The organism is Arthrobacter sp. YA7-1 (assembly GCF_025960325.1).
GTDB classification, from domain to species: domain Bacteria; phylum Actinomycetota; class Actinomycetes; order Actinomycetales; family Micrococcaceae; genus Arthrobacter; species Arthrobacter bambusae_A.
Genome location: NZ_CP110114.1, coordinates 979,173 through 1,002,441, shown reverse-complemented (window position 1 = coordinate 1,002,441; position 23,269 = coordinate 979,173). Strand labels below are relative to the sequence as shown.

The 23,269-nt window shown below is 64.5% G+C and carries 18 protein-coding genes and 1 riboswitch; of the genes, 6 read left to right on the top strand and 12 right to left on the bottom strand.

Annotation, left to right across the window (positions count from 1 at the left end):
• Positions 1-3: 3 nt before the first annotated feature.
• The 4 genes from OIT41_RS04710 to OIT41_RS04695 all read right to left on the bottom strand — a co-directional run bounded on the left by OIT41_RS04710 (position 4) and on the right by OIT41_RS04695 (position 6,289).
• On the bottom strand, positions 4-486 hold the full coding sequence (locus OIT41_RS04710) for a MarR family winged helix-turn-helix transcriptional regulator (RefSeq protein ID WP_241710175.1): 483 nt from the start codon (positions 484-486) through the stop codon (positions 4-6).
• Between the two features lie 178 nt (positions 487-664).
• Positions 665-2,317 carry a thiamine pyrophosphate-binding protein gene (locus OIT41_RS04705; RefSeq protein WP_171983411.1) on the bottom strand — a complete coding sequence of 551 codons (1,653 nt, stop codon included), beginning with the start codon at positions 2,315-2,317 and terminating at the stop codon, positions 665-667.
• The gene (gene speB / locus OIT41_RS04700; protein WP_078106159.1) at positions 2,314-3,378 is read right to left on the bottom strand and encodes an agmatinase; all 1,065 of its coding nucleotides are present in this window, start codon (positions 3,376-3,378) and stop codon (positions 2,314-2,316) included. Before speB ends, OIT41_RS04705 begins: the two co-directional genes overlap by 4 nt.
• 184 nt (positions 3,379-3,562) lie before the next feature.
• Positions 3,563-6,289 (bottom strand): exo-alpha-sialidase, encoded by a 2,727-nt coding sequence (locus OIT41_RS04695; RefSeq protein WP_241710174.1) that lies wholly within the window; start codon positions 6,287-6,289, stop codon positions 3,563-3,565.
• 209 nt (positions 6,290-6,498) lie between these two features.
• Here OIT41_RS04695 and OIT41_RS04690 point away from each other — a divergent pair, with 209 nt between their 5' ends.
• Positions 6,499-8,487: an amino acid transporter gene (locus OIT41_RS04690; RefSeq protein WP_241710173.1), complete on the top strand. Its 1,989-nt coding sequence runs from the start codon at positions 6,499-6,501 to the stop codon at positions 8,485-8,487.
• A gap of 69 nt (positions 8,488-8,556) precedes the next feature.
• On the opposite strand, the gene OIT41_RS04685 is transcribed toward OIT41_RS04690, so the two are convergent.
• The 3 genes from OIT41_RS04685 to OIT41_RS04675 form a co-directional block, all read right to left on the bottom strand.
• Positions 8,557-8,898, bottom strand: a complete 342-nt coding sequence (locus tag OIT41_RS04685; protein ID WP_078106169.1) for a P-II family nitrogen regulator — start codon at positions 8,896-8,898, stop codon at positions 8,557-8,559.
• Positions 8,895-10,310 carry an ammonium transporter gene (locus OIT41_RS04680; protein WP_241708238.1) on the bottom strand — a complete coding sequence of 472 codons (1,416 nt, stop codon included), beginning with the start codon at positions 10,308-10,310 and terminating at the stop codon, positions 8,895-8,897. Before OIT41_RS04680 ends, OIT41_RS04685 begins: the two co-directional genes overlap by 4 nt.
• A 281-nt stretch (positions 10,311-10,591) precedes the next feature.
• Entirely contained in the window at positions 10,592-11,167 is a 576-nt protein-coding gene (locus OIT41_RS04675; protein WP_241708237.1) for a helix-turn-helix domain-containing protein, read from the bottom strand.
• A gap of 303 nt (positions 11,168-11,470) precedes the next feature.
• Between OIT41_RS04675 and OIT41_RS04670 the strand changes: the two genes are divergently transcribed.
• Positions 11,471-13,003, top strand: coding sequence for a sodium:solute symporter (locus OIT41_RS04670; protein WP_241708236.1), 1,533 nt, complete (start codon positions 11,471-11,473; stop codon positions 13,001-13,003).
• An 85-nt stretch (positions 13,004-13,088) separates the two neighbouring features.
• Positions 13,089-13,208: riboswitch (SAM riboswitch) on the top strand.
• A gap of 14 nt (positions 13,209-13,222) precedes the next feature.
• Entirely contained in the window at positions 13,223-13,543 is a 321-nt protein-coding gene (locus OIT41_RS04665; RefSeq protein WP_241708235.1) for a hypothetical protein, read from the top strand.
• 37 nt (positions 13,544-13,580) lie between these two features.
• Here the strand turns inward: OIT41_RS04665 and OIT41_RS04660 are convergent, their stop codons facing one another.
• Positions 13,581-13,769 carry a hypothetical protein gene (locus OIT41_RS04660; RefSeq protein ID WP_078106185.1) on the bottom strand — a complete coding sequence of 63 codons (189 nt, stop codon included), beginning with the start codon at positions 13,767-13,769 and terminating at the stop codon, positions 13,581-13,583.
• 267 nt (positions 13,770-14,036) lie between these two features.
• Here OIT41_RS04660 and OIT41_RS04655 point away from each other — a divergent pair, with 267 nt between their 5' ends.
• Positions 14,037-15,215: a VIT1/CCC1 transporter family protein gene (locus tag OIT41_RS04655; protein ID WP_241708234.1), complete on the top strand. Its 1,179-nt coding sequence runs from the start codon at positions 14,037-14,039 to the stop codon at positions 15,213-15,215.
• 103 nt (positions 15,216-15,318) lie between these two features.
• Positions 15,319-16,179 carry a matrixin family metalloprotease gene (locus tag OIT41_RS04650; protein WP_413542321.1) on the top strand — a complete coding sequence of 287 codons (861 nt, stop codon included), beginning with the start codon at positions 15,319-15,321 and terminating at the stop codon, positions 16,177-16,179.
• Between the two features lie 431 nt (positions 16,180-16,610).
• Here OIT41_RS04650 and OIT41_RS04645 read toward each other — a convergent pair whose 3' ends face one another.
• Both OIT41_RS04645 and OIT41_RS04640 read right to left on the bottom strand, forming a co-directional pair.
• Entirely contained in the window at positions 16,611-17,579 is a 969-nt protein-coding gene (locus OIT41_RS04645) for a polysaccharide deacetylase family protein (RefSeq protein WP_241708233.1), read from the bottom strand.
• An 11-nt stretch (positions 17,580-17,590) separates the two neighbouring features.
• On the bottom strand, positions 17,591-19,138 hold the full coding sequence (locus tag OIT41_RS04640; protein ID WP_241708232.1) for a purine-cytosine permease family protein: 1,548 nt from the start codon (positions 19,136-19,138) through the stop codon (positions 17,591-17,593).
• A 108-nt stretch (positions 19,139-19,246) separates the two neighbouring features.
• Here OIT41_RS04640 and OIT41_RS04635 point away from each other — a divergent pair, with 108 nt between their 5' ends.
• Positions 19,247-20,746, top strand: a complete 1,500-nt coding sequence (locus OIT41_RS04635; RefSeq protein ID WP_241708231.1) for a PucR family transcriptional regulator — start codon at positions 19,247-19,249, stop codon at positions 20,744-20,746.
• Between the two features lie 11 nt (positions 20,747-20,757).
• On the opposite strand, the gene OIT41_RS04630 is transcribed toward OIT41_RS04635, so the two are convergent.
• Positions 20,758-22,251 carry an S-layer homology domain-containing protein gene (locus OIT41_RS04630; protein WP_241708230.1) on the bottom strand — a complete coding sequence of 498 codons (1,494 nt, stop codon included), beginning with the start codon at positions 22,249-22,251 and terminating at the stop codon, positions 20,758-20,760.
• Positions 22,252-22,369: 118 nt separating this feature from the next.
• Complete coding sequence (gene purU / locus OIT41_RS04625; RefSeq protein ID WP_078106191.1) at positions 22,370-23,269, bottom strand: formyltetrahydrofolate deformylase; 900 nt, start codon at positions 23,267-23,269, stop codon at positions 22,370-22,372.

Here is a 23,269-nt window from a genome sequence, read left to right as displayed (position 1 = left end):
CTCCTAAGCTGTGTGGTTCGAGTGGTGGGAGCCGGCCGCCGTTGCCCGGACTGAATAGTTGAGTGATGTGGTCAATTTCTCCAAGACCTGCCCTGCTTCCAAGGCGTCTTCCTCGCTCCATTCCGCGAGGTAGGCCCGCAGGTTGAGGCTGCGCTGTTCTTCGAAGTCCCGGACCTTCTCAATCCCGGATTCCGAAAGGGCCACCAATTGCGCGCGGCCGTCGGCGGGATCGGGGCGGCGGACCACCAGGCCGAGTTCCTCGAGTTCGGCGATGTGCCTGCTGAGGACCGGGGGGCTGACGCCGAGGCGGGAGGCTAGCTTCGTGGCCCGGGACTCCCCCTCGCCGATGAAGCGCATGACACCCTGCAGCGCGAATCCGACGTCGGCATCTTTCGCGATGTTCGAGGTCACGATGCAACGCAGCACCCGCTGGAGATCGAAGATCTGATGGACGAGTTCGGTTGCTGTGCTGGATGCGACAGCCATGGAAGACACCTCACTTTTGTTTGCCTAAAGCAACTATACGCCAAAATGATTGCTTTGGGAAACTAATGATGTGTGACGCGCGTTAACCACCAAGCGCGAGCCGGCAGCAGATGCCCCCGTCTTTCGACAAAGGGGTCATCAACTGCCAGCTCGCGCTGGGGTTTGAGGCGGGTTTGAGTCAGTCGCCCAAGTGCGTGGGGCCGAACATCTTCAGGAGGGTTTCAACCACGACGACGTTGGGACCGTCCGCGGCGAAGCCTTCCCGGAGCGCGTCCCCGACATCCTCCGGGGCCACTCTGCGGGCAGGGACACCGAAGGCCTCGGCGAGCTTGACGAAGTCGGGACGGGCGAGCTCTGTGGCCGTGGCCTTGCCGAAGGCGCCCACCATGTATTCGCGCAGGATGCCGTAGCCGCCGTCGTCGACAATCAGCCAGGTGACCGGGACGTTGTGCTGCTTGGCGGTGGCCAGCTCGGAGATCGAGTACATGGAGGATCCGTCGCCGGACACAGCCAGCACCCGGCCGGGCTTGCCCACGGTTTCCAGCCCCACGGCACCGCCGATCGCGGCCGGGAAGCCGTAGCCGAGGCCGCCCGCGCCCTGGGCCGAGTGGAACTGGCCCTCGCGGGAATCCCAGCAGCTCCATCCCCAGTAGGCCGAGATGGTCATGTCCCAGAAGGTCTGCATGTCAGCCGGAACCGCTTCGCGGATGTCGGCCATGAACTTCAGTTCCTTGCCGAGGTCCTGCTCTTCAAGTCGCGCCCTGACCTTGGCCAGGGACTCCTTGACAAGAGCCTCGGGCGTAGCGCCGCGCCAGTCCGGTGCCGTCGCAGCCGGAGGCAACGCCTCGTCGAGCGCGGAAAGCGCCTGGCCGGCGTCGGCGCGGATGCCCAGGCCAGGCCGGTTGGACTCGAGGACCCGGGGTTCGGCGTCGATCTGGATGATGCGGCCGCGCGGCTCGAAGGTGAAGTAGTTGGACGTTACCTCACCCAGGGAGGAACCGATGACGATCAGCACGTCGGCGTCCTCGAGGACATCCGTCATGTGGCGGTCTTCGATCCAGGACTGCAAGGACAGCTCGTGGGTCCACGGGAACGCCCCGTTGCCACCGGGAGTGCAGATGACCGGGGCACGGAGTTTCTCGGCGATCGACAGGAGCGACTTCTCGGCCCGGCCACGGCGGGTGCCGCCGCCGGCGATGATCGCCGGCCGCTCCGCCGTCGAGAGCCATTTGACGGCTTCGCGGATCAGCTCCACGCGCGGCGGGTTGTCGGCCGCTTCGGCAAGGGCATCCTCCACGGGCGGGACCATGATCGGATCCAGGAGCACGTTCTGCGGAATCTCGATCCACACGGGCCCTTGCGGGGAGGAGATGGCCTCGGTCCAGGCGTCCTGGATGGCCGAAGGAATCCCGGACGCGTGCTGGATGAGGCGCTGGCTCTTGGTGACGTTCGCGGCCGAGGCCTTCTGGTCATCGAGCTGGTGGAGCATGCCCTTCCGGCGCGCACCCAGACCGTCCAAGGGGATCTGGCTCGCCACGACCACCATCGGCACGCCGGTCGCATACGCTTCCTGCAAGCCGGCCAAGGATGTCAGAGCCCCCGGGCCCGTGGACAGGAACAGGACCCCGACCTCACCCGTGGCACGGGAATATCCGTCAGCGGCGAAGGCCGAGTTGTTCTCCACCCGGGAGGACACGAAGTGCAGATTGCCGCGGCCCATCGCGTCGAACAATCCCAAGGCGTGCTGGCCCGGGATCCCGAAGACCGTCTTCGCGCCGAGCGCCTCGAGGGTCTCGACGACGAGGTCCCCGCCGTTGCGCTGGTCCGTCACTTCGTGACCGCCGGAGCGAAGCCGGCCGGGCGCCGGGATTCCTGGCCCAGGGCCTGGGCGGCATAGCCGTTGAGCGCGCCGTGGCGGTTGCCTTCGACGGCGTTGTCGGCCATGAGGGTGACGAGCTCGTAGGCAACGTGGCTGGCTGCGACGCCGGTGATCTCGGCGTGGTCATAGGCCGGGGCGACCTCAACGATGTCTGCGCCAACGAGGTTCATGCCACGGAATCCGCGGATGATTTCGAGAAGCTCGCGGCTGGTGATGCCGCCGGCTTCAGGCGTGCCTGTGCCCGGAGCGTGGGCCGGATCGAGGACGTCGATGTCCACCGAAATGTACAGCGGGCGGTTGCCGATGCGGTCCCGGATCTTGGCCACGGTTTCCAGGACGCCCTGGTAGTAGACGTCCGCCGAGGTGACGATGCCGAAGCCGAAGCGGTGGTCGTCGTCGAGGTCTTTCTTGCCGTAAAGCGGGCCGCGGGTGCCGACGTGGCTGATGGCCTCGGTGTCCAGGATGCCCTCTTCGACGGCGCGGCGGAACGGGGTGCCGTGCGTGTACTCGGCGCCGAAGTAGGTGTCCCAGGTGTCCAGGTGGGCATCGAAGTGCAGCATGGCAACGGGTTCGCCCGCCCGTTCGGCGGCGGCCCGGAGCAGCGGCAGGGCGATCGTGTGGTCGCCGCCAAGCGTGACGAGCTTGCTTCCATTGGCGGTCAGGTCCAGTGCATTCTGCTGGATGGTCTCGATGGCCTCGTTGATGTTGAACGGGTTCACCGCCATGTCGCCAGCGTCGGCGACCTGGATGTTCTCGAAGGGGCTGACATCCCAGGCCGGGTTGTACGGACGCAGCAAGCGGCTGGCCTCACGCACATGGTTGGCACCGAAGCGGGCGCCGGGGCGGTAGGAAACACCGGAGTCGAAGGGAACGCCGACCACCGTGACATCGGCCTTGGATACCTGGTCCAAGCGGGGCAGTCGGGCATAGGTGGCAGCACCGGCATAGCGCGGGATTCGGGCCGAATCAATGGGACCAAGGTTGCCGTTGGCCTCAATACGAAGCTCTTCCAAAATGCGCCACTCCTTTGTGAATAGGTGGATCGGACAGTGACTGTGACACCAATCATACACTCAAAGTTGCCTTATATGCATCACTTGTTTACGAGCAGAACGGACCCTTCGTTCGACCACAACAAGACCGGGCCGGACTCCCCCGGAGCCCGGCCCAGCTTGTCACCTCATGTCCCCGCCCGGGCTACTTGCTCCCGAAAGGCGTCACTTGGAAGTCTCCGAATGACACTTGATGGCCTTCCGAATCGAGCACGACGAGGCTGTCCATGCCGTTTTTCACGTCGTTGGGCAGGACGAAGGACAGCGTGTTTTGCTGCGACGGGAAGAACCAGCCCAGACGGTAGCTGCGCTTGTTCAGGTAGACGTAGTACCACTGGCCGTACTCCACGTTGTGGACCGTCACGGTCTGGCCGCCGCGGTATTTGTCCGTACCGAGCCCCAAGTCCAGCGGCGGATGGGCACCGATCAACTCCTGGGAAGCCAAGGCAGGTTCCGAACCGGGCATGGCAGGCTTGACCTTCAGGGCGACGGCTTGCCTGTCCAGCTGAAGCGATGCAAGCTTGGCGCCGTTGTTCGCACTGACAGGGATGGTCGTGGCCGGGAGCTGCTTGGCAGCAATGTCGGCCTCGGTCAGTGTGTAGGTGGAGGTGAGGTTGACCGACTCACCCACGGCCAGGGTCGGCTTGGACAATCCAAGGGCCGCAGCCGAAAGGTCCGTCAAGGCCACATTGCCCGTGTTCGTGACGGTGTAGGCGAAGGTCACTGTGTCGCCCGGACCGGCAAACCCGTCCCCGTCCACATCGTTGAACGTGGACACCACCGATCCGCTCAACTGGGGATTGCGGACCAGCAGGTCCACCTCGTCACCCGTGACGGTGTAATTCTGGGTGGCGGCGCCGGCTCCCGTTACCTGCCAGACAGTGATCGGGACAAAGAATCCCTGCGCCGCTTCGTCCGCCGTCACGGTGTGCTGCGGGGTTCCGCAGAGGTAATTGCCCCACACACCGAGGGCACTGAACCGGCAGTTGCCCGAACCCGGCGGCAGGAACGGCTGGAAGTTGCCGGACTGGGGGACAACGGATTCAGTGACGTTGCCCGTGCTGTACACCCGGAACTTGTAGGGCACTGGGCTGCCCGCCGTGTACGGGTGGCTTGCCAGGTCCCTTCCGGCGTCGTTGCGGGCACCGAAAATGTAGGCGCCCACCACGTTGCCTGCAGAACCACCCGCAACGGTCACTGATACCGGCGCTGTCATCGAGGCCCCGCCGACGTTCAACCTGGCCGTCAGGGGTACCGCGCCTGCTTTGGCGTACGACGGCGCCGCGACAGTCAGCTGCACAGTCGCCGAGGCGCCCGGATCGAGGGAGGCGAGGTCCGCCGTCGTCGACGTCCAATCCTGCAACGCGTCGAGGCTGACGGTCGACGCGGGAAGCGGCGAGCTGTCGTTGTTGGTGACGGTCACGCTGAGCTGCGCACTGCCGCCGTTCGTGACGGTGACCGCACCCGGGACAACGACGGCGGCAACCGGGCTCAGCCAGGCGGTGTCGAATTTCCCGAAGGTGATGGTGTTGTTGTCACCTTCGTACAGGACGCCGAAAGTACCGTCCGACAGGGCGCTCAGGGTGGAGTAGGACATGCTTCCGGCCTTGAAGACGCGCGAGGAGCCCCACGTCTTGCCGTCGTCGGCGGAGTAGCGGACCGTGCCGTCTACGCGCGCGCCACCGGCGGTGGGTGTGGGCGAGTTGGAGAACAGCAGCTTCTTGGCGTCCGCCGATCCCGCTGCGGCATCCGGATACATCCGGGTGATGGAACCGTTGTTCCGCGGATCCGGGAGCTGCGTCTCCGCAACAGGCGTGGTGTAGGTGACTCCGCCGTCGGAGGAATACGCCACTTTGCGGAAGTGCGGATTGGCGCCGGTGCTGTCCCTCGAGTTCAACATGACGCGGCCGTCGGAGAGTTCCACCGTCTTGTTCTCGTCCATGCCGGTTCCGGTGGGCGTGCCCATGTTCCAGGACTTGCCATGGTCATCGGAATAGACGCTGTAGGCCTGGATCTGGCGGTTCCCATCGGGCTGGACGATGGTTCCGGCAAACTGCTGGATGAGCCTTCCGGCATGCGCTCCGTACTTGAGCTGAATACCCTCACCCGACGAGGCGAACATGCTGACCACTCCGCCGACGTTGGGAACGCCGTTGATGGTGCTCCCGTTCGGCTTGACGGTGGCGGTGATGAGCGGACCCGCAAACCCGGCGTAGGCCGAACCCGCCGGATAGCTGGACGGAACGGGCAGGGTCGGCTGGTTGCCGGGGTCCGTGGACCATGTGAGTCCGCGGTCGGTGGAAACGGACACTTGGGAGCTGATCACATTGGGGTCGGAATCGTCATTGCCGAGCACGCTGCCCGCGAATCCCTGGTTCTTGGAGTAGACGTGGAAGTTGAATACCGCCCCGGTGACCTTATCCACGACGTAGCTGGGATCGCTGAAACCGTATTTCTGGACGCCTGCTGAACTTAACTGTCCCCGCGCGATGAAGGTAGGACTGCCCCACGTCTTTCCGCCGTCGGTGCTGCGCCGCTGGACGATGGAGTTGGGCGAAGGAGAATCGCCCCCATCGGGACGGCCGTCGTAGGAAGCCAGGAGAACGCCGTCGCCCAAATCCGCGAGCGCGACGATCCTGTAGTACTTGCCCAGGACGGGGTCGATGGCGTTGTCGCCGTTCGAAGCGAGGACCTGCTCGGCGTAGCTTCCCGGAGGGTTGGAGGGGACGTTGGGACTCGGGAACGGATCCAACGCAGCGTAAGCGGGCACAACGGTTGACGTCATGAGAGCTGCGGCAGCCGCCATGGAGACGGCGAGCCTGCTCCACGGCAGCCGCCCCCTGGCCCTGTCACTGAGTAGCGGGTTATTCATGCGTAGCCCTTTCGTATTGTTTTCACATCCAACATAGGACGTTCTATATGCTACGTGATGCTGCTCACATGCCAAATGATGTGAATGTGTCCACCTGGAAGTGACCCCCCTCACAGGCGGCGTAAAGATTCCATAAAGACGGGCATCCCCTCCCTGCCCCGCCCGTACGCTCCATCTGGAGCAGCTTCCAGGCTGCGCGAAAGGACCATGTGACAACGCTGACCAGGCCGCCTGCCGAACCCTCTGACCGGCGCAGACCCGCGGGAGACATCAAGCAGGGGCAATTCAAGCGTTGGCTGCTTGACGGAATGCCTGAAACATCGGGAAAGCGCCAGGGTCCACACGGCAAACCGGACGAGGACCACACGCCCCAGTCCTGGTGGAAAGTCATGTGCCTCACCGGCGTCGACTACTTCTCCACGCTCGGCTACCAGCCCGCGATTGCCGCGCTCGCGGCCGGCATCGTCTCGCCGCTGGCCACGATCGTCCTGGTCGCCGTCACCTTGCTCGGCGCCCTGCCGGTCTACCGCCGGGTCGCTTCCGAAAGCGCGCGTGGCGAAGGCTCCATCGCGATGCTCGAGCGGCTCCTCCCCCGCTGGGGCGGCAAACTCTTCGTGCTCGCCTTGCTGGGATTCGCCGCGACGGACTTCATGATCACCATGACCCTCTCCGCCGCCGACGCGAGCGCCCACGCCATCGAAAACCCCTTTGCCCCGGAATGGCTCCACGGGCAGGAAATCACCATCACCCTGGCGCTCATCGCCGGGCTGGGCGTGGTGTTCCTCCGGGGATTCAAGGAAGCCATCAACGTCGCCGTCGTTCTGGTGGGCATCTACCTGGTGCTGAACGCCGTCGTCGTCGCGGTCGGCTTGGTGCACGTAGTGACCGAGGCACATGTGGTGACCGACTGGTGGGCCGCACTGAACCAACAGCACGGCAACCCGTTGATCATGGTGGGCATCGCGCTCCTGGTTTTCCCGAAGCTTGCGCTCGGCCTCTCAGGATTCGAAACCGGCGTCGCGGTCATGCCACAGATCAAGGGCAGCCCCAGCGACACGGAGGAAAATCCGGCGGGCCGCATCCGCGGCACCCACAAACTGCTCACGACGGCGGCGCTCATCATGAGTGCCTTCCTGGTGGCTTCCAGCTTCATCACCACATTCCTGATTCCGGCCGCCGAATTCCAGCCGGGAGGGAAGGCAGACGGACGAGCCCTCGCCTTCCTTGCGCACCAATTCCTGGGCGACGGCTTCGGCACGGTCTATGACATCAGCACCATCGCCATCCTGTGGTTTGCCGGCGCTTCTGCCATGGCCGGCTTGCTGAACCTCGTGCCGCGCTACCTGCCGCGCTTCGGCATGGCCCCGGCGTGGACCAAAGCGGTCCGCCCACTGGTCCTGGTCTTCACGGCCGTTGGATTCATCATCACCTTGGTCTTCGAGGCGAACGTGGAGGCCCAAGGCGGCGCGTACGCCACCGGCGTCCTGGTGCTCATGACTTCGGCCTCGATAGCGGTCACCCTGTCCGCACGCCGGAAAAAAGAGAGGGGCAAGACCATCGCTTTCGGGGTGGTGGCTGTGGTCTTCGCCTACACCACAGTGGCCAATGTCGTGGAACGCCCGGACGGCATCAGGATCGCGGCACTGTTCATCCTGGGCATTGTCCTGGTCAGCTTCGCGTCGCGGGTACGCCGGTCCTTCGAACTGAGGGCTACCCACATCAAGATGGACCAGATGGCCCTCGAGTTCACGGCCTCCAACGAGGAAGGCCCCATCCGGATCATCGCGCACGAGCCCAAGCGGCTGAGCGCAGACCGGTACCAGCTGAAGCTGCAGCACGCCCAGCAGGCCAACCACTTGCCGGTGGACAGCGACGCGATTTTCATCGAGATCATCGTCGATGACAGCTCCGACTTCGAGCAGGAACTCCTCGTCCAGGGCATACGCCGTCACGGTTTCAAGATCCTCGAGATCCACAGCAACAACGTGCCCAACACGCTGGCCGCAGTGCTCCTCCACATCCGCGACGTGACGGGACTGATGCCGCACATCTATTTCCGCTGGACCGAAGGCAACCCCATCGCCAACCTGAGCAAGTTCCTCTTCTTCGGCGAGGGCGAGATCGCACCGGTGACCCGCGAAGTGCTCCGCGAAGCCGAACCGGACATCACGCGCAGGCCGTGGGTCCACGTGGGCTGAACATGGCAGCGTCGGTGCCGCTCCTCTGGGAGCGGCACCGACGCGTGGAACGGCACCAATACGGTCCTTCTAGCTGATCGCGGAGGCGCCGCGCTCCCCTGTCCGGACGCGCACCGCCTGGGAAACCTCGACGGTCCAGATCTTGCCGTCCCCGAACTGGCCTGTACTGGCGCCGGAGATGATGGCCTCCACTATTCCGTCCACCAGCTCGTCCGTGGCCAGGACCTCCACCCGGATCTTGGGCAGGAGATCGGAATTGTATTCCGCGCCCCGGTACACCTCGGTGTAGCCCCGTTGTTGCCCATATCCGTTCGCCTGGCTGACGGTCATCCCGTTGACTCCAAAGCGTTCCAAGGCTTCCCGGACCTCGTCGATCCGCTCCGGCCTCACGATGGCCGTAACCAGTTTCACGTCGACGCCTTGCTGCGCATCCGATCTGTTTTCCCGTTGGAATTGGCTTCTGGTTCACCGCTGGAACCCAACGGGGTTTTGCCGTTCTGTGGCTCTCCGGGATTGAAGGATCCGCCGACCATGGCCAGCTCGTAGGCGGTTTCCGCGTGCTCCGTGATGTCGATGCCCGCCAGCTCTTCGTGTTCCTTGACGCGCATGCCCACTGTCTTGTGGATGGCCAGCCCGATGAGCGTCGTCATGATGGCCGTCCACGCGGTGACGACGAGTGCAGTCAATATCTGGGGCCAGAATTGGCTCAATCCGCCGCCGTAGAATAGCCCGCCTTCAGTCTTCGCGGAAGGTACAGCGAAGAATCCGAGGGACAGCGTCCCCCACAGGCCGCCGACAAAGTGGACGGCGACGACGTCCAAGGAGTCGTCCAGGCCGATCTTGAACTTCAGCCCGATAGCCAGCGCGCAGACGGCACCGGCGATGATTCCGATGACGATCGCGCCTATGGGATCCACGAATCCACACGCCGGGGTGACTGCTACCAAGCCCGCGACGGCGCCGGATGCGGCACCGAGGGACGTCGCGTGGCCGTCGCGGAGCCTTTCGACGAGCAGCCAGCCGAGGAGCGCGGCGCTCGTGGCCAGGAGGGTGTTCGTCCAAGCGAGAGCGGCGATCCCATCGGCGGCCAGTTCCGAACCGGCGTTGAATCCGAACCAGCCGAACCACAGCAGGCCCGCCCCGAGCATCACGAAGGGGAGGTTGTGCGGCCGGATGTTGGGGTCTTTCATGAATCCGAGCCGTTTGCCGAGCACCACCGCAAGCATCAGCCCGGCCATGCCGGCATTCATGTGGACCACCGTGCCACCGGCAAAGTCGAGCGCCGAGATCTTGCTGCCGATGATCCCGGTGGATCCGAAGAGGCCGCCACCCCACACCCAGTGGGCAATCGGCGCGTAGACGATGGTGACCCACAGGCCGGCAAACAGCAGCCATGGTCCAAACCTGACACGTTCGGCCACCGCGCCACTGATCAGCGCGACCGTGATGATGGCGAACGTCGCTTGGAATCCTATGAAGACCATGTCCGGCAGCCCGGGGGCTTTTCCGCCGATAACGCCGGCCAGGCCACTGAGTCCGAAGTTCGCGAAGGGGTCTCCGATGAAGCCGCCCATCGTATCCGGGCCGAACGCGAGTCCGTAGCCCCACAGGGCCCAGACCACCGCGACCACGCCGATGGCGCCGAAGCTCATCATCATGATGTTGAGGACGGATTTCATCCTGACGAGCCCGCCGTAGAAGAACGCCAAACCTGGCGTCATGAGAAGGACGAGGGCGGAAGCTGCAAGCATCCAGGCTGTTGCGCCGGGATCGAGGGTCTGGGGGTTCACATCCAGCCCTACGCTGAAGAATACTGGGTTCATTTCGGGAGCCTTCCTGCATATACGGCGCTCCATGGCGCCCGCACGGCGAGACCATTTTTAAAACGAACAGGTCCTGGTACCCCACGGGATACCGACCTTGACGAGTTGCCTTGACTCGAAGGTACAGTCGCCCTGTTTCAGCATTCGGCACGGATCATTTCAGGCACGTAACACCCAAGGCCCTAGCGTTAAATCCTGAAGTCAGTCACGTTTCAGGCGTGTTACACACCGCGTGTCGCAACGCCGCGTATCGCAAAGCCTCGTGTCGCAAGCCGCCGGCGTCAGCGGCTGGCTGCCGGCACCAGGATCCAGAGCACCTCAACGGGCTCGTCCGTGGGGTTGACCCAGGTGTGGGGTTCGCGGCCCGGGAAGGACAGCGTGTCTCCCTCTTCGAGCTCGTACTCCTCGTTGGTGAGGATCAAGGTGATGCGGCCCTTGACGACGTGCAGGACGTCGACATCGCAATCGACGGCGTAAAGCTCGGCCTCTCCCCGGCCCCGGGGCTCGATCGAGGCCTGCAGGATCTGCAATCGCCGTTCGGAGCGCGCCGTCAGGAGACGCTCCACGATGCCCTGGCCGCCGAGCGAAATCCGTGGTCCGTCGTCGCGCCGGGTCAGATGCGTCTCCGGTGCGGCGAAAAGGTCTCCGATGGACACCGAAAGAACCTGGCAAAGCGTCACGAGGGAAGCGACCGACGGCGATGTCAGGTCACGCTCCACACGGCTCAGGAACCCTTTGGTCAGGCCGGTGGCGTCGGCAACCTGCTCGATGGTGAGCCGCTGCGATTGGCGGGCGGCACGGATTCTGGAACCGATGGCAACAGGGACGTTGCTCGGTTCAACGGGGAGAGCCTTCATTCACGAACCTTTCAGGCCGTTTATGCGGCCCTGTCATTGCAGCAATAGTAGCCGGATCGCCGGCGTGGCAGGGCCTTTGGCTAGCTGGAGGAGTGCCGATGCGTCCGCTGGGCGAGACGGCATCTTGACTGTTACTCGCATCACTACGTATCCTCATAGGCAACAAGTGTTGTTTGTGAGGCATACATCACAGACTACTCTCCCCAATCACCAGCGCAGAGACCTTCCGCAACCCCGCACGAAACCCCGCGGACCGGCGTCGGAATCCCCCAGAGCTCTGCGCATCACTTTCAGGAGCCAACCGTGGACTCTTCGTTCATCAATATTGCGATCGTGGTGGTGTATTTGCTCGCCATGCTGGCCTTCGGCTGGTGGGGCAAGTCGCGCACCAAGAACAACAGCGACTTCCTGGTGGCAGGGCGCCGCCTCGGTCCGATGCTCTACACCGGTACCATGGCCGCCGTCGTCCTCGGTGGCGCATCGACGGTTGGCGGCGTCGGCCTCGGCTACAAGTTCGGCGTTTCCGGCATGTGGCTGGTGGTCGCGATCGGTTCGGGTGTCCTCCTCCTGAGCCTGCTGTTCGCCGGCACCATCCAGCGGTTGAAGATCTACACGGTTTCCCAGATGCTGAGCCTGCGTTACGGCCAGCGTGCCACGCAGACCTCCGGCATCGTCATGCTGGCCTACACCCTCATGCTGTGCGCCACGTCCACGGGCGCCTACGCCACCATCTTCGTTGTCCTCTTCGGCTGGGAGCGCTGGCTCGCCATCGCCGTCGGCGGCGCCATCGTCCTGGTCTACTCCACCATCGGCGGCATGTGGTCCATCACCCTCGCCGACCAGGTGCAGTTCATCATCAAGACCGTGGGCATCTTCTTCCTCATGCTCCCGTTCGTCCTCAACGCGGCAGGCGGTTTCGAAGGCATCCGTGCCCGTGTTGACGCCAGCTTCTTCCAGTTGGACGGCATCGGGGCTCAGACCATCATCACGTACTTCGTGGTCTACACCCTTGGCCTGCTGATCGGCCAGGACATCTGGCAGCGCGTCTTCACCGCCAAGACCCCCAAGGTGGCCCGATGGGGCGGCGCCACCGCCGGCATCTACTGCGTCCTGTACGGCGTGGCCGGCGCCCTGATCGGCCTGGCTGCCCGGGTGGCCCTGCCGAACATCGATGTCAAGGCCCTTGGCAAGGACGTCGTCTACGCCGAGGTAGCCACGCACATCCTGCCGATCGGCATCGGCGGCCTTGTCATGGCCGCAGCAGTCGCCGCCATGATGTCCACAGCGTCCGGAGCCCTCATCGCCGCGGCCACCGTTGCCCGCGCCGACGTGGTCCCGTTCGTGGCCAGCTGGTTCGGCAAGACGATCAACACCAACGACACCGAAAATCCCGAGCATGACGTCAAGGCCAACCGCTACTGGGTCCTTGGCCTGGGCATCGTTGCAGTGTTGATCTCCATGGCGGCGCAAGACGTCGTGGTGGCCCTGACCATCGCCTACGACATCCTGGTAGGTGGCCTGCTGGTTGCCATCCTGGGCGGCTTGGTCTGGAAGCGCGGCACGGGTATTGCCGCAGCCTGGTCCATGGCAGTCGGGTCTGTACTGACCCTTGCCTTGCTGATCGCCTACGCCACGGGAATCATCCCCAGCGAAGACGGCGTCTACGCAAACGATCCGATCTACTGGGGCCTCGGCGCCTCGTTCGCCGTCTATTTCGTGGTCTCCCTCCTCACGCCGCCCACCGAGCCGGCCGTCCGCGAAGCCTGGGAACGCCGCGTTGCCGGAACGGCCGCGGAGGAACTCCCGCTGGAGGCCCACCCGGTGGCCACCCACTAGGTTTCACAAAACCAGGTACGACGGCGGCGCCGCGCTTTCTCCTTCGAGAGGTGCGGCGCCGCCGTCGCATGTACAGTAGGAACAGCTTCAAGAGATGTGGCGCCAAGCTCCGACTTGCCACACGCCAACCCCATGTTCACGGGTGGTTCGGATGAAGAAGCGGCCCGGTTCGGACCAGAGACAACCGAACGGGCAAGAGCAACTCCATAGGAGAAGGCCATGCCTTTCGAAAACGGCGCCACCGCCACAGCCGACCGCACTATCCAGTCCAGCGCCCTCTTCTTGCCCCGCCCCCGTCGGGTGGACGAGTTCGTCCGGGTGATTCCCGGCGTCGACCTCTCCCAAGGCTCCATCACGTTCGTGGTGGACGGAAACCTGGAACGCTATTGGCATCATGAGCCGCGGCTCATCACCGAAGCACTCTCAAAAGCGGTTCAGCCCGCCCGCTGGTTCCCGGCCACACGGAAACTTACGCTCACGGTTGCGGCAACCGGGCACCGTGCGGGCGTGCAGAAGCACTTCATCCTGAGCGCGTTCTAGCAAGCGCTTTTTAGCGGCCAAGTTCAGCGAGTCGGCGCTATTCGATCTCTTCGGCCTCTCGGTGTTCCTCGGCGTCGAGCGGGACCACCCGTTCGTCGTCGTCCAGGACCTCGGATTCTTCCTCCCAGTCCTCGTCCACCTCCAGGTCTTCGCTGTAGTCATAGGCGGGATCGGCCTCGACCGTGGGACGGTCCGGGTGGCGGGCGTGGGTCTCGGTGCTGTCCATGGTGCAACCTCCGTTCGACGTGCCGCTGAGCCCATCGCACAGGCACGTGAGGCAGCCGATCCAACGCCACCCCGCCAATTCGTGGACCCTGTCCATCCATCCCAGCACTGCCCCCTGCGGCGGTCAAGGCCTCCGGCGAGCCTCCCGGTTTTTGAGGCGCGCCTAAAAAGTCCAGTGAGGATTGCCAGCCGAAAAACCGCGGAAATTGGCGATAAAGTGGAGCTGCAATGAGGCGATGAAGCCCGCCCCAGCAACCCAGGAGTCCCGGTGCACCCCCGCACAAAACCCTCGCATTCAGACAACTCGCATCCAGACAATCCGCAGGACTCAAGCAGTCCCTCCCAAGACGCAGCAGCCCCCAAGACTCCCCCGTCGTCGTCGGACATCAAGCGCTGGCGGCAGTACTTGGCCGACGAACGTGCCGAAGCCGCCGTGTACCGCCAACTGGCTCAGCGACGCGACGGCGAGGAGCGCGATATCCTTTTGGCCCTCGCAGAGGCCGAGGGCCGCCATGAGGCACACTGGCTCAAGCTCCTCGGCCAACACGCCGGCATGCCGAAGGCGGCCTCCGTTCGGAGCCAAATGCTCGGCTTCCTGGCCCGGAATTTCGGATCGGTGTTCGTGCTGGCCCTCGCCCAACGGGCTGAAGGACGCTCGCCGTACGCGAAGGATCCGGCAGCAACCCGCGCCATGGCGGCTGACGAACAGATCCACGAAGAAGTAGTCCGCGGCCTGGCGACCCGCGGCCGCAACAGGTTGTCCGGTACCTTCCGCGCTGCCGTCTTCGGCGCCAACGATGGCCTGGTCAGCAACCTTTCCCTCGTGATGGGCATGGCGGCCACCGGAGTTCCCGCAACCGTGGTCCTGTTCAGCGGCATCGCCGGACTGCTGGCGGGCGCACTGTCCATGGGAGCGGGCGAGTATGTCTCTGTCCGCTCCCAGCTCGAGCTCCTCAAGGCCACCCGCCCCACCCAGGCCACGCTGACCGCAGCCCCGGCCCTGGACATCGAGCACAATGAGCTGGTGCTGGTGTACCTAGCCAGGGGCATGTCCCGCGAATCCGCCGAACACCGGGCCGCCGAGCGCATGGGCCTCTACAGCTGCGACTGCGATCCAAGCCTTTCGCTCCACCCCGAAGTGGAAGAAACCGTCAATGAGCACGAGGCCGTTGGCTCCGCATGGGGCGCCGCGATCTCGAGCTTCTGCTTCTTCGCTTCGGGCGCCATCGTGCCCATCCTGCCGTTCATCTTCGGCATGACGGGCTTCTCGGCACTTGCCGTGGCCGGTACGCTGGTGGGCATCGCGCTTCTGTCGACGGGCGCCGTCGTCGGCTTGCTGTCCGGAACCTCGCCGCTGACCCGTGGTCTCCGGCAGCTCGCCATCGGACTCGGTGCGGCTGCGGCCACGTATGGGCTGGGCCTCGTCTTCGGCGCTGTCATCGGTTAGCAGCGCCGGCCCGCCAGGGCGGCGGGATCAAGGATTTGGGGGAGACTTGCATTCAAACTACGGGTACGACGGCGGCCCGCGGCCCAAGCGCGCCAGTACCGCGCTGGCGCTGTTCCGAAACTTGATGGTGGTGGCGGCGGTTGCTGCCGTGGCCGTGCTTGTCAGTGGCTTCCTTCGCGGCGATCCCGGCTTCACAGGGCTCCTTCCCAAGCTGGCTCCTTCTGTCCAGGCCACGGCAAGCAGCCCCGGGCCGGCGGCCTCCGGGCAGGGGCCACAAAAAGCCGCCCGGGCGCCGGATACCCCGCCCCCTGGCCTGGAAGAAGCCGGGCACCCGCTCGGCTCCCCTGCAAAACCTGCCGTGGCCAGCAGTTCCTACAAGTTTCTGGCCACCAACGCCGACGGCACGCCCGTGGGTTACTCCCCGTGCCGGCCATTGCACTATGTGGTCAACGCAGCCCTTGCCCCGGCGGGATCCGAGGGGCTCATCGCCGACGCGATCGCCAAGATCGCTGCCGCCACGGGCCTGACTTTCGTTGACGACGGCACCAGCAAGGAAATCCCCTCCGAGAAGCGCAAGCCATACCAGCCCGCGCTCTACGGAGATCGTTGGGCTCCCCTGCTGATTTCCTGGACCACTCCCGAGGCGGCTCCGGCGTTGACTGGATCCGTCATCGGCACCGGCGGCAGCACCATGTACAGCTTCGGCACGGGACCCAAGAGCTACGTCACGGGAAGCCTCGACCTGGACGCCCCGCAAATCACGGAACTACTTGATGTCCCCGGCGGCGCCCATTACGTCTCCGCGGTGATCCAACACGAACTGGGCCATGTGGTGGGGCTTGACCACGTCGATGATCCAATCCAGCTCATGTACCCGGAGATCGGCGCCCCGGATGGCCTAGCGGCCGGAGACCTGAACGGACTCTACAAACTCCACACCGCCCCGTGCCGGACGGACTTGTGACCCCGGCCCACCCTTGCGGGACATGCCCCCTGTTCAGCCTCAGCAGTGGACATAGCACTACTATGTCCACTGCTCGAGGCCAGCGCTGAGCATGCTCAACGGACTCTCGGCATTATGCCCACTGCTCGAAGCCAAGGCTGCGCATGCCCAACGGACTCTCGGCATTATGCCCACTGCTTGTGGCCACGGCTGCGCATGCTCCAGGTGTCCAATGCTCCCACCCAAGGCTGAGCCTGCTCCGGACCTGAGCCGCGGGCGACATGCTCACCCTTCAGAGCCGCCCCCTCGCGGGACATGCCCCCTGTTCAGCTCGAGCAGTGGACATGGAACTGCTATGTCCACTGTTCGAAGCAAAGGCGGAGCATGCTCAACAGCCTCCAGAGGTTATGTCCACTGTTCGAGGCCAAGGCAGAGCATGCTCAACAGCTGAGCTATCTCGGGATGGCTTCCAGCAGCCGCGCGGGCTTGAAGCTGGCTCCTGCGCCCGGGTATGAGGGCACCTCAATGCGGGCGTGGCGGTGGATCTCGTTGACGGTGGTCTTGGTGTGTTCAGCGATCCGTTCCAAAGTGGTCACCCACATCCCGTCCATGGCCTTGACCCGTTCGATCAGCTGCTCCAAAGCAACGGCTTTGGATGGTCGACCGGAGATGAACGGGTGGTTGGTCAGGACGAAGCAACTGCCTTGGGCGTGGTGGGCTTCGGCTTCCAGGGTCCACATTTCGAGTACCTTGGCCGGGCTCTCGATGACTCCGCTTCCGGTCACTCCCGGGTAGAACGCGTACTGTTCCCAATCGTCCAAAGCCCAGTCCACCGGGATCTCCACGATGTCCCGTGAATCAGTGTCCCGCGAGTCACCCGAGTCCGTGGCAACCGCCATGCGGTAGGGCGCATCGCCGTCGAGCAGGCTTGAATCGTAGAGGAACCCACGGTCCGCGAGGAGCGCCGGCGAATGCCAGTTCAGTTCCCACCACGGCGCCCTGTAGCCGACCGGCCTGACCCCGGCTACCTTCGCGAGGGCTTCGAGCCCGCGGTCCAGGTAGTTGGCCTCGGTGGCGGCGTCGATTCCCTGCATCGGTTCGTGAAGGTAGCCGTGGTGGGCCACTTCATGGCCGCCGTCGACGATCCGCCGCACCACGTCCGGGTAGCTTTCCGCAGTGAACCCCGGGATGAAAAAGGTTCCCTGGATCTCTTGGCGCTCGAGGATCTTCAAGAGTCGCGGAACGGCGACCCTCGGACCGTAGGACTGGTGGCTCATGAGGGACATGCGCCGGGTGCTCGTGGGGTCGTGCGCTATGGTGCAGGATTCGGCGTCGACATCGAACGTGAACGATGCCGCGGCCTTGAAGTTATCCGGCCAAGCGATCGGGTGTGCCCCGTCAGGAAAAGCATTGGTGGTCATCGGGCGTCCTTTCAGTCGTTGACCAGATTGGCGACGGCGTCTTCCGCAAGGGGCTGCGCCGACCCATCGGCGGAAGGCACTGCGGCAGCGGGAGAAACTGCGGCTTCGGATGGCAGCGGAAGGTACCGGGCATGAACCCGTGGGCCGAGAGCGCCGTAGACAGCCGCGGCGACAAGTCCGCCTGCCAGCCAGGACAAGTCGATCCCGCCCATGGCGGTGGCGATCGGGCCCTGCATGATCGGCAAGACGCCGTACATGAACAGCCACGTGGCAAAGATGCCCACCAGAAGCGCGGTGATCCCGGCCCAGTTGAATGCCGGGAGCCGCCGGGTACCCACGGGGTCGAAGAGCCGGTCGACACCCACGGGGCTGCGCTTGTCCACCCAGAAGTAGTGCACCAGCATGATCCCTCCCCATGCGGCCACCCACGCCACGAGCCCGCCGAGCCAGGTGCTCAGGGTCGAGGCAAAGTCCGACTGCAGGATGAAGAATACGACGCCGACCAGGGCCAGGAGCCCGACGAAGACGTTCAAGGAACGGCGCTTGGCCTTGATGTCCAGTGCCTGGGCAGCCACCGAAAAGGTGTAGATGTTCAGGATGTTCGTCGCGATGGGACCGTGCAGTACCAAGAAGAGCACCGGGATCGCCAGGACGCCGAAGTTGTCGACGATGAGGTGGCCGGGATCGGCCGTGCCGCTCTTCGTTGCCAGGCTGGCGCCCAGGATGCCGAGCCACACCACGGGCAGGAATTGGCCGAAGACGGAGGCCAGGTAGACCTTGTGCCTGGGGACGGACTTGCTGACGAAGCGTGAATAGTCCGCCGCGTAGGTGAACCAGGTGATCCCCCAGCCGATGCCGATCACTGTCATCACGGTAGTCATGGCCGCGATGCGTGCGCCGCCTTCAAGGACAGCACCGGGAGGGCCTGCGTAGCCCCAATCGATGTTCATGCCGAACCACGCCACGGCGGACATGGCGATCAGCACCACGATGGTGGGCGGGACGGTCCACTTCTCGAAAGCCGCAATGGCTTTGTAGCCGAACCAGGCGATAGTGACCTGGGCGGACATGATCAGGAAGGCCACCAGGATCTTGGGTCCCACGTTGGGCTGCTCCGGATCGACCATGCCGAGCTTGCCGAGGAGTGCCATCACCAGGTCCAGGATGATCCAGGTGTTGACGGCGCACCAACCGATTCCCAGGAGGGCTTGGATGGCGCTCGGGAGGTAGTTGCCGCGGCGGCCGAAGACTGCCCGGGCAAGGACCATGCCGGTGGCACCGGTCCGCTGCCCCAAGAGGACAAAGAGACCGAAGAGCGCCATGCCGATCAGGTTTCCCACCACCAGGACGGTGACGGTGTCGGCAAAGCCCAGTCCAAGCTGGACGCCGAGGGCCCCGAGGACCCAGTTGATCGGGGCAAGGTTTGCGCCTGCCCAGATCCAGAATTGGCCCGCTACGCTGCGGGTACGCGCTGATTCGGGGATGGACTGCAGGTTCTGCTCGACGTCGGTCTGCGCCGTTGCAGCCCCAGGCGTCGCAGTGGATAAGTTCTCGTGCATTGGGGGATCCTCCGTGTAGGAAAGGGACTCCTTCAATGTATGTGCCCCAGATCACAGCAACAAGATACGATGTGTACGATAGATTCCGAAAATTAGTTACGGAGTGTCATGTCCCTGCTTCTTGCCGACGCCTTCGAACACGAGAGCCTGAAGGCGGCTGAACCGGTCCTGAGGACGGATGTGCCCGATGCCCTGTCCCGGCAGCTCCGCTGGGTCCATTCGAGCGAAGTGCTGGACATCGCTCCCCTGCTGCGGGGCGGGGAGCTGCTCCTGAGCGGCGGGCAGGCCCTCGCCACTGCCTCGGACGAGCGTCGCGTGGACTATGTCCGCCAACTCGCCGCCCGCGGCATCGCCGCTCTGGCCATCGAGACGGGTCCCGAGCTGCCCGCTATTCCGGACTCAATGCTCGACGCCGGCCAGGCGACCGGGCTGCCCATCATCGAGTTGTGCAAGGTGGCCCCGTTCGTCGGGATCATGCAAGCCATCAACTCGCTGCTGGTCAGCGAATCGGTCGCGCAATTGCAGTTCGGCGATGAAACGAGCCATGCCATGGCGGCGGAACTGGCACACGGAGGCGGACTGGATCAGCTCCTCGCCGTGCTGGCCGGCCGGACAGGTGCCGGCGCGAGGCTCGTCTCGCCGTCGGGCATCACTTTGGGAAGCGCGACGGCGGCCGCGCAGCCCGAATCCGGGATCGTCACCACTGTCGATGTGCCCGTCCGCGGCGTGCTGGCCGCCCGCCTGGAGTTGGAAGTGCCCGACGACGGCGACGCCAACCTCGCGCGGGTAGCGGGCGAACGCTGCGTCGACATCCTCGGCTTGGCCCTGCTGCAACGGATGCCGCCCGGACTCAGGGAACTTGCCGGCATCGAGCTCATGCGGGCCATCAGTTCGGGAACCCAGTCATGGCGACTGCAGCAGCTGGGGCCGGCCTCGGGGTTTCCGGCCAGCGGCTCGGCAGCCGCCGTCGTGGTGCGTTCCTCAGCGGCGGGTCAGCTTCGGACCCAGCTCGACGCCATCCTGCAGCACGCGGTTCCGCAAAGCGCGAGCTATGCGGACAATGCCGAATTGATCGCCCTGGCCGCACTCCCCCACGCCACGGCCGTGGCCGCGCGCATCGCGCTGCTCCACGCGCTTGAGGCCTTGGAGGTCCCCGACGGCTCGATCATCGCGGTGGGTCCGCTGGCGCAGGGAATCGGCGAGGCATCCTGGTCGCTGGCAGAGGCGCGCCGGACGCTTGAGCTCATCCCGGTCGCGGGAACCGGCCCGGGATCCGGAGCCGCGAACGGCGTTGTCGACGCCGAGGACTTCGCGGTCGAGCGTTTGGCGGAAGGAAGCCTCGACGCGGCAACCCGCGAGGGATTCGTGCGGCGGCAGCTCGGCGCCGTCGTCGAGCACGACGAGCAGCGGCGTTCGGAGCTGGTTCGGACCCTGGCGGTATGGCTGGATACGGGATGCAACACGGCCCAGGCCGCACGTGAACTGCACCTGGAAAGGCAATCGATGCACCACCGGCTCCAACGGATTTTCGAGCTGTGCGGCGGCGACCCGCGGGGAACCGGCCGGCTGGCCGCCCTTCACTTGGCAACCCGCCTGGCCCGGCTCTAGTCCGCTTACTCCTACTGGGTTCCCAGGTACCACGCTGTCTGCCAGCGGTAAAGGAACGCGGCCATGGCATCACGGTTGACCGCACTCAACGGCCGGAACGTGCCGTCGCCGTAACCTGTGCTGACCTTGGCCGCGGCGAGCCAGGTGATCTCCTTGTAGAAGGACGAGAGGGGGGTGATGTCACTGAACGGCGACGTCGCCGGGGCATTCCAGCTGGGCGCTCCGCTGAACCGGTAGAGGAAGGCCGCCATGGCATCCCGGCTGATGTTGTCACCAGGGTGGAAGCTTCGTTGGCCGTTTTTGGAGTCCACCCACCCTGTGGTGATGCCGTAGTTCGCCAGCCAGGTCACTTCCTTGTAGAAGGGTGAATTGGGTGTCATGTCCACGAATGGCGAGTTTGCGGGCGGAGTCCAGAAAGGCGAGCCGGCCTGACGGTAGAGGAAGGCCGCCATGGCGTCCCGGTGAACGGCGAGGGTCGCCCCGTAGCTTCCGTCGCCGTAGCCCGTGGTGATGCCTTGGCTCGCGAGCCACTGGATCTCGCGGTAGAACCCGCTGTTGAGGGGGGCGTCGGAGAAACGCTGGGTGCATTGCGGAGACCCCAAAGCAACCCGGGCCAGGGCGTACCGCGCAGCATCGATCGCGCCATCTGCGACGCCCATGACGAAATATTCCGGGTGCGTGGAACACACCTGGGGAATGGAGCCAGTAGGCACCGTCGCGATCGCCTTGCTTCCGTCGGCGCTGTAGTTCACCTGGGCATTAATACTGGTTCCGGGAGAGCCTGACTTCCAGAAGTACCCGTAAGGGAAGGCGTTCGTCCAGGTCTTGTCCGGGCCCGAGGTGAAATACCCCGGCACGCTGCGGAAAATCAGCTTGTCCGTATAGGAAGCCAGCGAGGTGGTGGAGTCCTTCTGGATGAAGAAGGTCAGCGGCAGGGCCTGCGGGAGGCCAAGGTCCATCGAAACGGTCGATGACCCTGCCGGCCCTCCGGCCGTCAGGCCGCTCTGGACGAAAATCTCGCCGTTTCCCGGCGCGATGGGCGTCCCCAGGACCGCTACGACAAACCCGGAATAGGCCTGGGCCGGGACCGAGGTGTTGGCACAGTTCCCCGTGGCGTCATGACAATACTGCATGGACCCCGGTGTCAGGCCCGCCAAGCCCTGCGGGATCGGGATAGACACGTGGAGGGTTGAGGAATCGGCCACGGCGGTGCCGGAAAGAAGCGGCGTTGCCGTGTTGTCCTCAGTGTTGTACACCCGGTACTGGAGTGTGCTGTTCACGCTCTTGCCGAGCACAGCGGAAACGTCCGGCGGGAGTTTCATGTCAAGGCTCGTCGCCGACGACGGAATCTGCACCGGCGGGTTATTGGCATAGATCTGCGCCCACGCAGGCGTTGGATCGATGGTGATGACTGGATCAACGGCATGGGCAGGGACAGCTGCTCCTGCGACTGCTGTGACGGCAAAAAAGCAAGCGGCTATTATGCCGCCTTGTCGACGGACCACGAATGTACGCGCCTTTCAAAATGGCGAGTACCTCGCCCCCCAATGTTTTGCCGGCTGACCGGCAAGTGCAACCATATGCGAGGAAGGCCCGGCCCGCAACGGGTCGGGCCGCCACGCCTTACTTCAGCACCACCGTCCTGTTTCCCTGCAGGATCACCCGGCCTTCGCAATGCCAGCGAACGGCGTTACTGAGTGCTTTGCACTCGGTATCGCGACCTGCCGCCACCAGGTCATCCGGACCAAAAGTGTGGTCCACTTCCACCACTTGCTGGGCGATGATCGGCCCCTCGTCCAACTCGCCGTTGACGTAGTGCGCGGTGGCACCCACGGTCTTGACGCCTCGCGCGTAGGCCTGGTGGTACGGCTTGGCACCTTTGAAGCTGGGCAGGAACGAATGGTGGATGTTGATGGCACGTCCGTCCAGCTTCCGCGCGAGATCGTCGCTGAGGACCTGCATGTAGCGGGCCAGGACCACCAGTTCGACGTCCAGACGGTCGATGAGGTCCAGGAGTTGTCCCTCGGCCGCCGCCTTGGTGTCCGCCGTAACGGGCACATGGAAGAAGGGGATGCCGTGCCACTCGACCGTACGCCTGTGGTCCGGATGGTTGGAGACTACCCCGACAATCTCGACGGGCAGTTCCCCGGTCCGGGCCCGGAACAGAAGGTCATTAAGGCAATGCTCGAACTTCGAAACCATGATCAGCACCCGCCGCTTGGCCCCTTGGCGTTGCAGTTCCCAGCGCATGCCGAACTTCTCGGCAACGGGCGCGAAGGCTTCCCGCAGCGAGTCGATCGTCGACTCGTCGCCTTCCGATGCGAAGTGGACCCGCATGAAGAAGTGGCGATCCAGCTGGGAGTCGAATTGCTTGTTCTCGATGATGTCGCAGCCGTGTTCCAGGAGGAAGCCGGAGACGGCATGCACGATTCCCCGGGTCTCCGGGCAGTCGAGCGTCAGGACATGCTCAACGGTGGTAGCCGGCAGCGCCGAAGTAACGGGTTCATTCTGTGTGACAGTCAT

Excerpts from the sequence above, each read along its gene's own strand:
- OIT41_RS04710 (WP_241710175.1), bottom strand. The coding sequence starts at position 486 with ATGGCTGTCGCATCCAGCACAGCAACCGAACTCGTCCATCAGATCTTC.
- OIT41_RS04695 (WP_241710174.1), bottom strand. The coding sequence starts at position 6,289 with ATGAATAACCCGCTACTCAGTGACAGGGCCAGGGGGCGGCTGCCGTGG.
- OIT41_RS04680 (WP_241708238.1), bottom strand. The coding sequence starts at position 10,310 with ATGAACCCAGTATTCTTCAGCGTAGGGCTGGATGTGAACCCCCAGACC.
- OIT41_RS04675 (WP_241708237.1), bottom strand. The coding sequence starts at position 11,167 with ATGAAGGCTCTCCCCGTTGAACCGAGCAACGTCCCTGTTGCCATCGGT.
- OIT41_RS04665 (WP_241708235.1), top strand. The coding sequence starts at position 13,223 with ATGCCTTTCGAAAACGGCGCCACCGCCACAGCCGACCGCACTATCCAG.
- OIT41_RS04660 (WP_078106185.1), bottom strand. The coding sequence starts at position 13,769 with ATGGACAGCACCGAGACCCACGCCCGCCACCCGGACCGTCCCACGGTC.
- OIT41_RS04645 (WP_241708233.1), bottom strand. The coding sequence starts at position 17,579 with ATGACCACCAATGCTTTTCCTGACGGGGCACACCCGATCGCTTGGCCG.
- OIT41_RS04640 (WP_241708232.1), bottom strand. The coding sequence starts at position 19,138 with ATGCACGAGAACTTATCCACTGCGACGCCTGGGGCTGCAACGGCGCAG.
- OIT41_RS04635 (WP_241708231.1), top strand. The coding sequence starts at position 19,247 with ATGTCCCTGCTTCTTGCCGACGCCTTCGAACACGAGAGCCTGAAGGCG.
- purU (WP_078106191.1), bottom strand. The coding sequence starts at position 23,269 with ATGACTGTCACACAGAATGAACCCGTTACTTCGGCGCTGCCGGCTACC.